Here is a 13,882-nt window from a genome sequence, read left to right as displayed (position 1 = left end):
TATAAACCTAAATTATGAAAAGACAATTTTAATGTCAATTCGGTGCTTATTCCGAATTGAGAGCACAAAGGTACGGTTAGTTTTAATATTGTCAACTTTTTTTTAAAAAAAAGTTGTAATAACAATTGTTTTGTGACAAATGGGGTGTTTTTGATAATGTTTTGGCGACATTGAGTAACAATATCTCGTTTTTCAAGTATACATATTGTGTACATTTGCGTTTGGATATGATATTAACGGATTTTAAAAATATTAGGTGCATCGTCTTGGATGTAGATGGCGTGCTTACGAATGGCGATATTTTGGTTAACGAAGCCGGTGACCAGCTGCGTACCTTTAATGTAAAAGATGGCTATGCCATGCAGTATGCAGTAAAAAATGGCCTGCAGGTATGGGTAATTACGGGAGCAAAATCTCGCGGTGTTTTTAAACGTATGGAGGGGCTTGGAATACAGGAGATTCATATTGGCGTAACACATAAATGGCCCTTGTTGGAAGAGCTGATGGCGAAGTATGCTATAGAAGCCACAAATATAGCCTTTATTGGTGACGATATGCCCGATCTTACCTGTATGCAACAGGTTGCGGTTGCGATTTGTCCGGCAGATGCTGCCGAGGAAATTCGTAAAGTAAGTCATTATGTTTCTACGAAAAAAGGTGGACAAGGTGTTGTTCGCGAAACTTTAGAAAAGATAATGAAACTGCAGGGGCTATGGCATAACGACAGCAGCATTAAAAGTATATAACACAACACAGCACAACACATGACAATTGAAGAACTGCAAAACATTCCTATTATTTTGGGATCTCAATCGCCCCGAAGAAAAGAACTTTTGGCTTCGCTAGATTTAAAATTTGAAGTCGTACATCCTAATGTAGAGGAGACGATTTCAGCTGAAGTGCCCATAGCATCGGTAGCAGAGGAAATTGCTAAGAAGAAGTTAACAGCATTTTCCGATACCTCATACCAGGACAGGGTTGTAATAACCGCCGATACCGTAGTGGTTGATCAGGCGGGAAATGTATTAGGGAAGCCTAAAGATTTCGAGGAGGCTTTCGCTGTATTAAAAGGTCTATCAGGAAAAGAACATGTAGTATACACCGGTGTTGCCATTGCTTATCAAGGTAATACGATTAGTTTCAGCAATAAAACGCTAGTGAAGTTTGCTACTTTAGATGATCTAGAAATAAGGTATTACCTGGATCGCTATAAACCTTACGATAAGGCAGGCTCATATGGTATTCAGGAATGGATTGGTCGTATTGGCATTGATTATATAGAAGGGTCCTTTGAAAATGTTGTCGGCCTGCCAACCAGTGCATTGTATCAGGCATTAAAAAAAATGTAGTTTTTACTACACAGTAGTCGGATTAAAAAAAATACAAAGGGGCACTTTAAAATAGCGTGCCCCTTTGTATTATTTAATATGGTATCGTATACCTGTATAAAACATTCTTCCTGTTAGTGGTCCCCACAATAAGTTGGTATCAAAGTAAGAACCGAATGGATCATTGGCAGCAAGGATAGGCTCTTTTTGGAAATAGTTTCCTAAGTTTTCACCACCAATATAGATATCGATGTTTTTATGCTTCCCTAAGGTTTTGCTTACCTGAGCATTCATAGTCGTATAAGCTTTGGAATAAGCCGGTAATTGATATTCTACAGGGTTATCAACTGTAGAAGGCAGTCTTTTGCTACCGACCACATTAAGGGTATAATCGAAACTCCAACCACTATGCAAGGTATAAGCTAAATTCATAAAACCACGGTGTTTCGCCGTTAATGGTTTTTGCAGCCTACCCACATGATAGTCGGTTTTTACATCTAATAATCTATACGCTAAACGGGCTTCAAAATGCTTGGCCGGCATAAAGCGCAACTCTGTTTGTATACTATTGGAAAACGATTTTCCATCCAAGTTATAGAAAGAGATCGCGCGGGGATCTTCATAGTCTATTACCACTTGATTTTGAAAATTATTATGGAACAATTCGACAGATACTCCTGCTTCACGACCAAATACCTGGAAGTTTTGGTCTACAGAAAGGCCCGTATTCCAGGACACCTCAGGTTTTAAACCGTAGGCTGTACCCTTATTTTGCAAAGCCTGATAATCGATAGCCCTGCTAGAGGCAAAAATGCTCATATTCTCGGCAAAGATATTGGCGGTTCGTTGACCTCTACCCGAGCTCAGGCGCAAGGTAGTTCCGCTAGCCGGACTATAGCGTAACACGGCACGTGGCGTCGTAAACCAGCCATATATGGAGTTGTAATCTTGACGTAAACCCAATACGGCATCAAATTTCTCGGACGGACTGAAAGTATACTCAGCAAAGGCACCAGAAACAACCTCTTTGCGGTCAAACTGATTTTTGTTAACCGTCTCTTCGTAGTTGTCGTAAGTTACGGAAGCCCCCACTTTATACTTATGCGCCACCGTACCAATCACATCCTGAAAGATTAAGTTTGCATAACCGTTGGTTTGTTTACTTAAGTAATCGGTAAGTCCGAAGAAGCTGTTCTGCTTATAGTTGGATGCCGAAAGTTGTAAACCAATGCTCCGCAGTCTGTTTTCAGGAAAAACATACCCAATTTTTGCGAAACCCTCGAGGCGCTGATTATCAAAGCCTAAACCGTACTTATCTTTCGTACCCCTATCGCGAGATTTGTTGAAATCTACCTGACCACCAGTACGGTCATCTTTTAAAAATTTAACCCCAAATTGCGCTATCGTACCCTTGCCGTTTTCATAATGCCAACGGTTTATCCCAGAGAACAAGTTACCTACCGGAATATCGCGGAAGCCATTGTCACTGAAATTTAGATTTTTATTGTACATGAAATTATCGTGCAATAATAAGCCTACAGACCAATCTTCATTTATTTTATGCGCCAGATTAAGGTTGATGTCTGTACGCCCCATATTGTTGGCGTAAGCATTGAAAAATAACTTTTCCGAATTGTGAGGCTTTTTAAGCTCCACATTTATTTGTCCGGCCATATTTTCGTAACCATTAACCACCGAGCCAATACCTTTGCTGATTTCAATAGAATTTATCCATGAACCGGCGATGCTATTTAGACCTAGCGGAGTGGCAAACCCTCGTGGTCCAGGCAAATTCTCGACGGTTAGTTGTGTATAAATACCACTTAAGCCAAGCATTTGTATCTGTTTACTTCCTGTTACAGCATCGTTGCTCACCACATCCACAGAAGCATTCGTTTCAAAGCTTTCACTAAGGTCGCAGCAAGCGGCCTTAAACAACTCACGTGTCGTTAATACCTCCACACGGTTTCCACCCACGGCGCTGATGTAGGAAGACTTTCTTTTGCGTGATACAATAACCTCCGACAATACATTGTCTTGCGCATGTACCACCAAAACCTCATGCAAATCTTTTACCACAATAGTATCCGATTGTAGTCCGCTATGTGAGAATATCAAACTCTTATAACCTTTATCGTGTTTTATTTTAAATACCCCATTCTCATTGGTCGTTGTAGCGACAGTGGGCGCTTCTAACCATTTTACATTAACACCAACAATAGGAGAGAGGTTGCCCTTACTGTTCTCATTTACCACGACCCCGGTAACAATATGGTCGTGATCATGGTCGTGGTCTCCCGCATGGTCATGATCGTGCGCAGCCTTTGCATTTAATTTATCGTCCAAACGGTCATACAAGCAGCATTCATGCAAGCTGTTGTACACCTCGTCGGGAGCATTAAACAAAGGAGTATCATGTCCGGCCTTCGCTATAGCCTCTTGAATGGCTGTCGAGGTAACGGTTTTAGATTTATATTTTACGGTAATCTGATGCGTTTTTAAGTCCCATAATGCCGATTCGACACCTGGAATTTTTGCTGCGGTTTCAATTCTTTTTTTACACATACCGCAGTTGCCTGCAACGGTAAAATTTGTTGTACTATCGGTTTGGGCATACGTATAATTTGCTATAAAAATAAATAGCAAGAGGGATGTTAGTCTAACTAATAATTTCATTTTTTTTCTTTTATATTTTGTAAAATAGAAACATAAGGACACAGGTTACTATGTCGTATTATTCCAATGCAAAAAAAAGAAAGGGCTAAATTCTGAAAATACAGTTTAACAAGAAAGCCGGTGGCGAGGTGTTTGAGAAACCATAACCTGCATAAGCTTGTAGGGGCATCGTATTGACGATCTTTTCAACAGGTTTTAAACCAATCCATAATAAGGGAACAATGGCTGGTGTAAAAGTAAAAGATGTCGTGTTTTGACCCGGAAAATGTTTGTCCGATAAAGAGTCAATTTTTACTTCAATATCGGTACACTTACCCGTTTTACAGTACATACTATTTTCCTGCTCTTGCGCAGGAAGAGACGTCTTTGCATGTGCCGTCTGACACATCGGACAGCTGGCATGCGAAGCATTGTCGAATAAACTTAAAGATGTTTTTCCACCACATTGATGCAAATATACCGAGCCCCCGAAGGAGACAGCAGCATAAAAAATGCATAGCAGTAGGGTAAATAATCTTTTCATCAATTACAAATATAGTTTTTTTGTGGCACAATAAAAATTTTATAGTTTTTACATTTTTAGTAAAATAATTGCCATCTATTTTTTATTTTTAGTTCAAACCTAGTGCATTATGATACATTTATTTCAACAGTCAGTTCTCGCGGTATTGGGAATTATTGGTTTACTATCCTTGGCAATTATACTATTTAAGATTTATGGTAAGATCATATCGAGAATCCAATAAATAGCACTGCATTGGGATTGCAGCAACCGGTATAGCCGTATTCTGGTAATACATCTGTATGCAGGTTTAAAAAGGACGAATAACCAACAATAGATCGTAATTTTTAAACCTGACATACCCTGCTATGCCATTTTAAAATGTGTATGTTTTAATTCTGACATCCTTACGCACATTTATTTATTTCAATTGCTGTCGTAAAGAGGGATCTGTAGAAGCTTTAATAGGCTATAACATCCTACTTCTTAGGGCTCGATAACTACAGCAACCGGAGGCTAGTATTTAATCCTTGCAGCAGCTGCAAGCAGGTGCACAGCTATACGCTGACAGCCAAACGGGCTGTTGTGTAAAATGGCTATTCCGTAGGGGTATCGTTTACTGTATGGCGGGTTTTAACCCAATTTCACGGAGGTAAAAGCCTAAAATACCTTTTACTAATATTGATAAGTTATATTCTTTCTATCGATACCAAGATGCCATTTTGGGCCCTGCTCAATAATCTTACGAAACTGCCCATTGAGGGTGGTATGCGAAGAACGCGTAAATTTTATTTTGGTTGGCGTACCGGTATTATCGAGCTCAAATTGCACCATAAAACTGATATCCGCTGCAGCAACTTTCGCAAATTCTGTGTCCAGATAATTTTTGTACCGTTTCCAGCCCAGTAATGGTTCCGAATTTTTAGATTCATTAGCTTTTATCGATAACTCGTCGAAAGCTTCGCCATTTGATGGATTTAGCGATATGGTTTGCTCACCGATGGTCGTACCTATTTCACGTGTTTTATACCCGGGGGCCTTTATTTCAAGGTTACTTTTTATTTTAGAGGCATATGCAAATCTTCCAGTAGAATCGGTCGTGACGATTTGTTTGGAGTCCAAGTCTTTAACCTTGACACCTGCTAAAGGTTCCCTGGACTGCTCATCAATTACGCGCCCCAACATCATACTCGTTTGCGGATCGAGGTTCATACTCGTCAATTTTGCACGCAGCTGCGCTGCGGAAGTTACGTCCTGTACTGTTTTATTTTTTGGTGATGCGTTAGAGGCTATTAAAATACTTTTGGTATTCGCGGCAACCAAACTCTGTCCGGCATCTGTAGATTTACTGATTTCAAGTGTTTCTTCCTCCGTGGTTTCATTATCAAAAATACGGTTATTGCGGTTCCATATAGCATTGCCTCCAACACCTTTTTGTGCAGGAATATATACAATAATAGTTTCATCTCTACGGTTCGGCGCTGCGGGGAATTTTTTTGGTGTTTTATGGTTTACCCTTGGTCTAGCTAATGCTGCAGGCTTCTCTAGTGCTAAGGGCAGATCTTCCTTGCTGTTAACTCCAGAATGATCGTAATCCTGCTGTTGCAAATCATCAGAATAAGGTACTTTCTTAGCGCTTTCGGTCGAGCTTAAGTTATTGGTTGCGTTCTCCACCTCCGTCGATTGTTGTGAAATGCCATTTAAACGTATCATATAAATACTACCGGCAACAAAGGCTAACAGCAACGATGCAGCCATACCAAGCCATTTTTTTGATAGCCCCAAAACTTTATTCTTTTGCGTGTTTAAGCGCTTTTTTGCCAAGTTTTCTTCCATCTCCAAACCCAGGATAATGTCCATTAACATTTCGTCCGCATGAGAGGCACGTTCAATTTCGAACATCTCCCTAGACGACAATTCACCTTTCACGTAACGGCGAAGATAACTTATGTTATGGAATTCTTTATTCATGGCTTCTATCCATACAGTTCTTTAGATTGCGTTTACCATTTTGAATATAGCTTTTCACAGCCTTCATGGTAAAGCCTGTTACTTCAACGATATCTTTATAACAGGTTTCTTTTATGAAAAACAAATCTACAGTTATCCTTTGTTTTTCGGGAAGCTTTTCCATGCAATGTTCCAATTGTAACAATTGTTCCTCCTTTTCTTGATTGTTATCTTCCGGATGCATATAAACCTCAAATTCCACAAAACTATCCGTAAAAACCTCTGGATGATTTTTGTTCGATCGTAGCATCATTAAACAATAATTCTTGCTAACCACATAAAGCCATTTTGGGAAATTATGTATTTCTTGTCTTTTAACTTTTACCGTTAGCTCTTCAAATATCTGCATAACAGCATCCTTACTTTTTTCGGTATCTTTGAAATAACGTAGGCAAACATAGTACACCATTTCGGAATGGCGGGCATACAGCTGACCCAAAAAAACCATATCATTCGACGCTAGATAACTGTCCAGAAGCTGGTTATCATCATAATCGGAGTTGTTCGGCACTTTTAAAGGTTGCATATTAGTGTGTTAAATTAATTTTTTTTTTCTAATTATGGAAATTTTCATTTTGTCGCATCCCTTGAAAGAATTAAAAAAATGAACATATGAAAGCAATTACAATAATTCTCATTTTATTCTCCACCCTTCTATTTGCAGAAGAAAAGGAGCAAAATATTACAGGCACCGTTACCAATAATTTGGATGGTAAAGCCATAACTGGTGTTGCCGTTACCGTTGTCGAAAATAAAAATGCTGTGGTGTATACCGACAAGCAGGGTAAGTATAGTATTGTAGCCCATGAAGGCCAAACGTTACGGTTTTCAATGGTTGGCTTTTTAACTGAAGAAGTAAAAATTAGCAAGCAAAAGGTCTTAAATATGGCTTTACTGCCTATAGAACATAAGCAAAAAGAAGTTGGTGCAACGTCTATACCGCTTCAATACCAAGCTATGGATGCCACAACGGCTGGTGTCATGGTGAAAACGAGTCCCCGTACAAGCCATACGGAGCGTTTGATTAATAGGGCATCGATAGGGGTAATGTATACCCCAAATCAAGCCAATACTGAAAGTTACAAGGAGTTTAAAGATAATTCCTTTAATAGTCCATTAAAAAATCCACTGTCAACCTTTGCTGCCGATGTGGATGGTGCAGCCTATTCCAACGTAAAAAGATTTCTCCAAATGGGGAATTTACCTCCTGTAGATGCGGTACGTATTGAAGAGATGATTAATTATTTTCCGTACGACATCGATGGACCCCAAAAAAATGTACCTGTTAATATTATGACCGAGTTGACGAAAAGCCCTTGGAGCAAGGAAAATCAGCTTTTACGTGTTTCGTTAAAAGCCAAGGATATTTCACGCGATAAACTGCCGCCAGCGAATTTAGTTTTCCTGATTGATGTTTCGGGTTCCATGTCCAGTTACAATAAACTACCCCTGGTAAAATCTTCGTTTAAATTAATGGTAAACCAATTACGACCTGAGGATCGTGTTTCTTTGGTTGTTTATGCTGGGCAGGCGCAGGTGTTGCTGGAGTCTATTGCTGGCGATAAAAAAATGAAAATTATAGAGGCTATAGATGCTTTGCAGGCTGGCGGCAGTACTGCGGGGGGGGATGGTTTGAAGATGGCTTATCGCCTGGCTCGTGAGAATTTTATTAAAGATGGCAATAACCGTATTATTATGGCTACCGACGGTGATTTTAATGTGGGCGCATCGAGCGATGCTGATATGGAAAAACTTATTGTAAAGGAGCGTGAGTCTGGCGTTAACATTTCTGTTTTAGGCTACGGTATGGGTAACTATAAGGATGCTATGTTGGAGACATTAGCCAATAAAGGCCGTGGGAATTATGCGTATATCAATGAAATTGCGGAAGCAAGAAAGGCGATTATAAACGAGTTTGGCGCCACCTTCTTTACGGTCGCTAAAGATGTGAAAATCCAAGTTGAATTTAACCCTAAGTATGTGCAGTACTACCGCCTTATAGGTTATGAGAATAGAGTTATGGCTGACGAGGATTTTAATAACGACACGAAAATTGGGGGCGATATGGGGGGAGGCCATATGGTAACGGCATTGTATGAGATTGTTCCTGTAGGTGTTTCCAGTACAGTAGTAGGCACGGTAGACCCCCTGAAATACCAGAATAACAGGGCTACAACGAAAAATAATAAATCACAGGAACTGGCTACCGTAAAGTTTAGGTACAAAGATCCCAAAGAAAACAAAAGTAAGCTTCAGGAAGTTGTGGTCCTGCCTGTGGTAACACCTTTAAACCATGTGAGTGAAGATTTACGTTTTATATCCGCTGTAGCGGAGCTTGGCATGCTGTTGCGGAATTCAGAATTTAAGCAAGATGCAGCCTATGATAGCCTTATTCTACGTGCTAAAGCAGCTAAAGGGCAAGATAAGGATGGCTATCGTAGTACCTTTATTCAGTTGGCTGAGGATGCCAAAGCTTTAGCCAATAAAATATAGTTGAAGATTTATTCCCTGTACGTAAAAAAAGGCAATACTCATCTGTATTGCCTTTTTATTTTTATAAGGGCGACCAATAGGCATAGGCTTGTTTCAGTACCTTTAGCCTATCGTTTTTATCTACAGTGAAATAGGTGAAACTACCACCCTCCGCACCAGGAAAAAGCGTTACTAACTCTAGCTTATCTTTATATTGGAATGCATAGAGAATATGGTAACTATCCATCGGAAACTCGCCAGCATCGTCAACACTCCAGGTGCTCATATCGTTATATTTTTCAGTATAAGGGTATGTTCGGATTTTGCCACTCGTTTTCTCTTTACACAGCAATAATACGGTTACACTATCTGCTACAGGTTTAAGCTGCGCTAAAAATATACTATCGTTCTGTGCTGTTACGGCAATAAGTTTGCCCGTTAGCAGCTCTGTTTTAGAGCTCTTGGCATATTTCTTTAAATCGGGCTGATGGCTGGCATCAGCAAATACCTCTTTTACCGCAAGAGCCTTGCGTTCTTTCGCAAAGGATGCTGTTCCGAGTAGGGCATAATCCAAGTTGAAATTTGATGCCGATGTTATGGCATAAATATCACCTCCAAGGTCCTTAAAATTATCGGCTGTCTCCCGGCCATTAAAAGTTGCACTTTCCTGCTGATGCCCCGTCTTACGGATTGCAACAGCGCCAGGTATATATACCTGGGTAAAGGTTGTAGTACTCGAATTTTCTTCATCCGGCAGTACAATAACCCCTTTTTTATCGTCACTTAATACTCCAAAAGCGATATCCTCTCGGCTTAAGGTGTCACCAGTCGGTGGGGTTACTTCCTGTGCTGCGGTATGTTGGGTTTCTTGCGTGTTAGTAGTTGCGGATTGGCAAGATACCAGTAAGCCTATTGCAGCAGTTAAAAATAATATTCCTTTCATCATGTGAACTTAAAGTACGCTAAATTTTGGAGCTCTTCGTGATGTTAATCCAAGCCACAAACAACAATATTAATGCTACACCCAGCCAGCGTAACAAACTTACTTCCTCCTGAAGCACAAAATACGACATGGAAACCGCAACCGGCAGCTCCACAGCACTTAAGATACTACCCAAGGATACACCTACAGTAGGCATGCCATAGGCGTATAATAAGGGTGGCAGCACAGTACCGAACAACGATAATACAAGTCCGTAGGTATAAATATCCGTGCCCAGGCTACCGTCAAGAAGAGCGATAGGCTGTAAAGCCATAAATACAAAAATACAAGCTCCAGTTACCATAAGGGCGCTTTTATGCACAGGTGGGTAGTCGTTTCCTACTTTACCATTTACTAAGATAAATACAGCATATGCTAAAGCAGCAAGTAAACCATATCCGATACCGATTAAGCTTACACGGCTAAAAGAAGCCTCAAATAATCCTGTTGCTAAAAGTGTAGCTCCTAAGATGCAAATAATACCGATACTTTGTTTAAGACTAGGCTTCTGTTTAAAGAATATATAATTAATAACCGCACTTATCCATATAAACTGCATTAACAATACAATAGCAATAGATGCCGGTACAAGTGCTACACATTTGTAATACAATATACTTACCATACCGGTTGAAAAACCAGATAAGATAATTTTCCATTTTGGGGTAATTTTGAGGTATTTTCCTTCCGTATTTAAACGTTTGCCGTATACCAGGTACAATACCCATAAAAATAGCATTCCCATCAGTGCCTGAATGCCGGTTACCTCGCCTAAACTATATCCTAATCCATAGGCCTTTTTAACAAAGGTGGATAGAACGCCAAAACTTGCTGCGCCTAAAAACACAGCTAATGCTCCTTGAAATCGCTTCATAAGGGGCAAAATTAACTAAGAAATGTCGTAAAATCTCAATTTATTTCCCTATGCTTGTACTATATAATTGTTACTATGCGTGTTACGAGTCTATATTTAGCTAGAATATTCTATTTCTTACTGCTTTTAACGCTTTTTTTATCCTCCTGTGGGGCTAAGAAAAAAACGGTACTGTCTAATCCTCGCGACAAAAACTACGGTAATGTTTATGCAAATGAAGAGAAGCATAAAGGAAATGTAGTATCCTATTATGCCGACTACCTTGGGGTAAAAGAGAAAGATCTTAATACCAAGCTTTATGTATTTATCGATCAATGGATGGGAAGTCCGCATCAGCTCGGCGGAACTACGCGATCCGGAATAGATTGCTCGGCCTTTGTAGGTATGGCCTACAATACGGTATATGGCAAAGATTTGCCGCGTACATCACGGGATATGGCGGAGGTGGTGAAGCGAAAGTACGACCATCAATTAAAAGAAGGCGACCTGGTATTTTTTTCTTTTGGTGGCAAGGCCATTGATCATGTAGGTATCTACTTGCAGAACGATATGTTTGTACATGTTTCAACAAAAAAGGGAGTAATGATTTCAAATCTCAAAGAAACCTGGTTTTATAAATACTTTACACGTTGTGGTACCCCCATATTATAAACACATTATTACATACGGGTTCTACTATCTCAAATGTAATACGTAGTTTTGTGGCCAAATAAGTTTTATCATGAGTGAAAAATCAAAAAAGATCTTTTTAGCGATATGTATTATCGTACCATTTGTAGTTTATTGTTGGGTATATTATGCGTCAATGATTAAAAATGCACCTTTCCGCTTCGCCGATTTTGAATCTATTGAAATCACTTATGGTACTCCAGGAGAAATGCTGAATAGCTATAACTCAAAAACACAAATCTATACCTACCTCACCAAAGACGATAAGCTGGTAACCGATACGTTAAAACTTCGGAACGATGATCTTTTGTATTTACATCGTAAAGCCCAGGAATTGGGGTTCTGGAATGTTGATAATGACATGACAACCGTACGTAAGGATTCTACCGAAGGCCGTAATGTAGCACGTTATATTTTAAAGTTTACCTATAAAGAAAAATCCAAGGAGGTTACCCTAGATGCCGATTACGACGGTACACAGAAAATGAAGGATGCAGCAAAATCAACAATAGACGCCGTTTTAACCATGCTGGCAGAAGCAAAAGCAAGATAAGAAGCACTTAAATTAAAGAATAAGCTTTGCTTAAAAATACACTGCCCCCAAGAGGTAAACACTTTTTGGGGGCATTTTTATGGCTATGGGGTAACTGTTTTTTTGCGGAGGATAATTTTTTAATACGCCCCTGAAAAGCCATACAACAAGGCATATATATCCCACCCAACGCCAAAGAAAGAAGTAATACCCGCAATACCTAAACTCAGGATTTTAGGCATACCTATACATTAAAGCTTTTATTGATTTTTATAAGGTCCCCTGCTGTGTATATAGCAACAGATAAAAACAATATCGGTAGGGAATAAGCAATAGGCTAGCCAAGAGCAGCTACAACGCCATACAAAAGAAATGAGCCCGATACAATTTCGGGCTCATTATCGTACGTATTAATAGCTATTAGCTGTCCATATTTTTAGGATACAGCTACAACTGATGTCTCTTTTTTATTGACTCTTATACTCGTGTTTATGCTTGAATAACAAGGCAAATGCGATTGCGATAACAAGCGTATAAGCCGCAAAGGCTAACCAAATATGTGGCCATTCTTTTACCTGTATAACCTGATCGAATACACCATCGTTTATTTGTATTTTTTTATGGGCAATCACTTCGAGAAACTTCGGGTTATCTGCTTGTGTATCTAGGTACGAAGCCAAATCGCTTGCATTGGTATACGAGTGGGTGAAATACTTATCGATAAGCCATCCCGACACGCGTGACCCTAAAATGGCACCAAAACCATTGGTCATCATCATAAACAAGCCTTGTGCCGAAGAACGGATTTTTGAATCGGTAGATGTTTCGACAAATAATGAACCCGAGATATTAAAGAAGTCAAAGGCCATACCGTATACAATACAAGATAAAATAATCATCCATAATCCCGAAGACGGGTCGCCATAAGCAAATAATCCAAAGCGTAATACCCAGGCCAACATCGCAATAAGCATAACATTTCGGATACCAAAACGTTTTAGAAAAAAAGGAATGGCCAGAATAAACAAAGTCTCCGATATTTGTGAAATCGACATTATAATTGTAGAGCGTTCTACAACAAAAGAATCCATATACTTAGGGAAATTTGCAAATTCGCTTAAGAACACATCCCCGTAAGCATTTGTTAACTGTAATGCTGCCCCAAGAAACATAGAAAATATAAAAAATAAGGCCATTTTATAGTTTCCGAACAGTTTAAAAGCTTCTAAACCCAGTATTTCAGATAATTTAGCATTTTCCTTGGTTAAATGTTGTGGCGGGCATTTAGGAATGGCAAGTAAAGCATACAAGGATAGAAAAATAGACCCCGCAGCAGCAATATAAAATTGTATTTCAGTCGCTTTATTTCCCGTTAAATTCGTGATCCACATGGCAGCGATAAACCCTACCGTTCCCCAAACCCGAATCGGAGGGAAGGCCTTGATAAGGTCATAGTTTCCTTGCGTCAAGGAGCTGTAAGCAATGGAATTGGATAAGGCCAATGTCGGCATATAACAGCACATCGCCAGTAACATCAGGGTAAAGAAGGAATTTGGATTATCTACTTTAGCCAAATAAATCAAGCATATGGCATAAAGTAAGTGCAGTAAAATATACAGGCGTTCAGCATTAACCCAACGATCTGCAATAATACCCACTAAGGTCGGCATAAACAAGGAAGCTATACCCATAGTTGCAAAAATTGCCCCAAACTCTGTTCCATCCCAATTTTTGGTGCCAAACCAATAATTGGCAATAGTAATTAACCAAGCTCCCCACACAAAGAACTGCAAAAAGCTCATTATGGTCAGTCTTATTTTTATGGACATATATTTAT

Annotated in this window: 12 protein-coding genes; 5 read left to right on the top strand and 7 right to left on the bottom strand. The window is 39.5% G+C overall.

Features of this window, described 5'->3' with window-relative positions; translation table 11 throughout:
- Positions 1-227 precede the first annotated feature (227 nt).
- A complete protein-coding gene (locus ACL9RF_RS16940; protein ID WP_422801828.1) occupies positions 228-746 on the top strand; it encodes a KdsC family phosphatase in 519 nt (172 codons plus the stop codon).
- A gap of 18 nt (positions 747-764) precedes the next feature.
- Positions 765-1,349, top strand: coding sequence for a Maf family protein (locus ACL9RF_RS16935; RefSeq protein WP_422801827.1), 585 nt, complete (start codon positions 765-767; stop codon positions 1,347-1,349).
- Positions 1,350-1,418: 69 nt separating this feature from the next.
- Here ACL9RF_RS16935 and ACL9RF_RS16930 read toward each other — a convergent pair whose 3' ends face one another.
- The 4 genes from ACL9RF_RS16930 to ACL9RF_RS16915 all read right to left on the bottom strand — a co-directional run bounded on the left by ACL9RF_RS16930 (position 1,419) and on the right by ACL9RF_RS16915 (position 7,042).
- Entirely contained in the window at positions 1,419-4,004 is a 2,586-nt protein-coding gene (locus ACL9RF_RS16930; RefSeq protein WP_422801826.1) for a TonB-dependent receptor domain-containing protein, read from the bottom strand.
- 85 nt (positions 4,005-4,089) lie between these two features.
- Positions 4,090-4,527 (bottom strand): hypothetical protein, encoded by a 438-nt coding sequence (locus ACL9RF_RS16925; RefSeq protein ID WP_422801825.1) that lies wholly within the window; start codon positions 4,525-4,527, stop codon positions 4,090-4,092.
- Positions 4,528-5,181: 654 nt separating this feature from the next.
- On the bottom strand, positions 5,182-6,477 hold the full coding sequence (locus tag ACL9RF_RS16920; protein ID WP_422801824.1) for a carboxypeptidase-like regulatory domain-containing protein: 1,296 nt from the start codon (positions 6,475-6,477) through the stop codon (positions 5,182-5,184).
- Complete coding sequence (locus tag ACL9RF_RS16915; RefSeq protein ID WP_422801823.1) at positions 6,470-7,042, bottom strand: RNA polymerase sigma factor; 573 nt, start codon at positions 7,040-7,042, stop codon at positions 6,470-6,472. Before ACL9RF_RS16915 ends, ACL9RF_RS16920 begins: the two co-directional genes overlap by 8 nt.
- 86 nt (positions 7,043-7,128) lie before the next feature.
- On the opposite strand from ACL9RF_RS16915, the gene ACL9RF_RS16910 reads away from it, so the two are divergent.
- Entirely contained in the window at positions 7,129-9,009 is a 1,881-nt protein-coding gene (locus ACL9RF_RS16910) for a YfbK domain-containing protein (protein WP_422801822.1), read from the top strand.
- Positions 9,010-9,070: 61 nt separating this feature from the next.
- On the opposite strand, the gene ACL9RF_RS16905 is transcribed toward ACL9RF_RS16910, so the two are convergent.
- Positions 9,071-9,934, bottom strand: a complete 864-nt coding sequence (locus ACL9RF_RS16905; RefSeq protein ID WP_422801821.1) for a hypothetical protein — start codon at positions 9,932-9,934, stop codon at positions 9,071-9,073.
- Between the two features lie 16 nt (positions 9,935-9,950).
- The gene (locus tag ACL9RF_RS16900; RefSeq protein ID WP_422801820.1) at positions 9,951-10,844 is read right to left on the bottom strand and encodes an EamA family transporter; all 894 of its coding nucleotides are present in this window, start codon (positions 10,842-10,844) and stop codon (positions 9,951-9,953) included.
- Positions 10,845-10,919: 75 nt separating this feature from the next.
- On the opposite strand from ACL9RF_RS16900, the gene ACL9RF_RS16895 reads away from it, so the two are divergent.
- Together ACL9RF_RS16895 and ACL9RF_RS16890 are read left to right on the top strand one after the other, a co-directional pair.
- Positions 10,920-11,495 carry a C40 family peptidase gene (locus ACL9RF_RS16895; RefSeq protein ID WP_422801819.1) on the top strand — a complete coding sequence of 192 codons (576 nt, stop codon included), beginning with the start codon at positions 10,920-10,922 and terminating at the stop codon, positions 11,493-11,495.
- A gap of 70 nt (positions 11,496-11,565) precedes the next feature.
- Positions 11,566-12,066, top strand: coding sequence for a hypothetical protein (locus tag ACL9RF_RS16890; RefSeq protein ID WP_422801818.1), 501 nt, complete (start codon positions 11,566-11,568; stop codon positions 12,064-12,066).
- A gap of 446 nt (positions 12,067-12,512) precedes the next feature.
- On the opposite strand, the gene ACL9RF_RS16885 is transcribed toward ACL9RF_RS16890, so the two are convergent.
- Entirely contained in the window at positions 12,513-13,874 is a 1,362-nt protein-coding gene (locus ACL9RF_RS16885) for a nucleoside permease (RefSeq protein ID WP_422801817.1), read from the bottom strand.
- Between the last annotated feature and the right edge of the window lie 8 nt (positions 13,875-13,882).

Origin of the sequence: Sphingobacterium sp. Mn56C (genome assembly GCF_049319645.1) — a bacterium.
In the GTDB taxonomy this organism is placed as follows: domain Bacteria; phylum Bacteroidota; class Bacteroidia; order Sphingobacteriales; family Sphingobacteriaceae; genus Sphingobacterium.
Note: the sequence above shows the minus strand (reverse complement) of the source record. Positions and strands in the feature narration are given on the sequence as shown.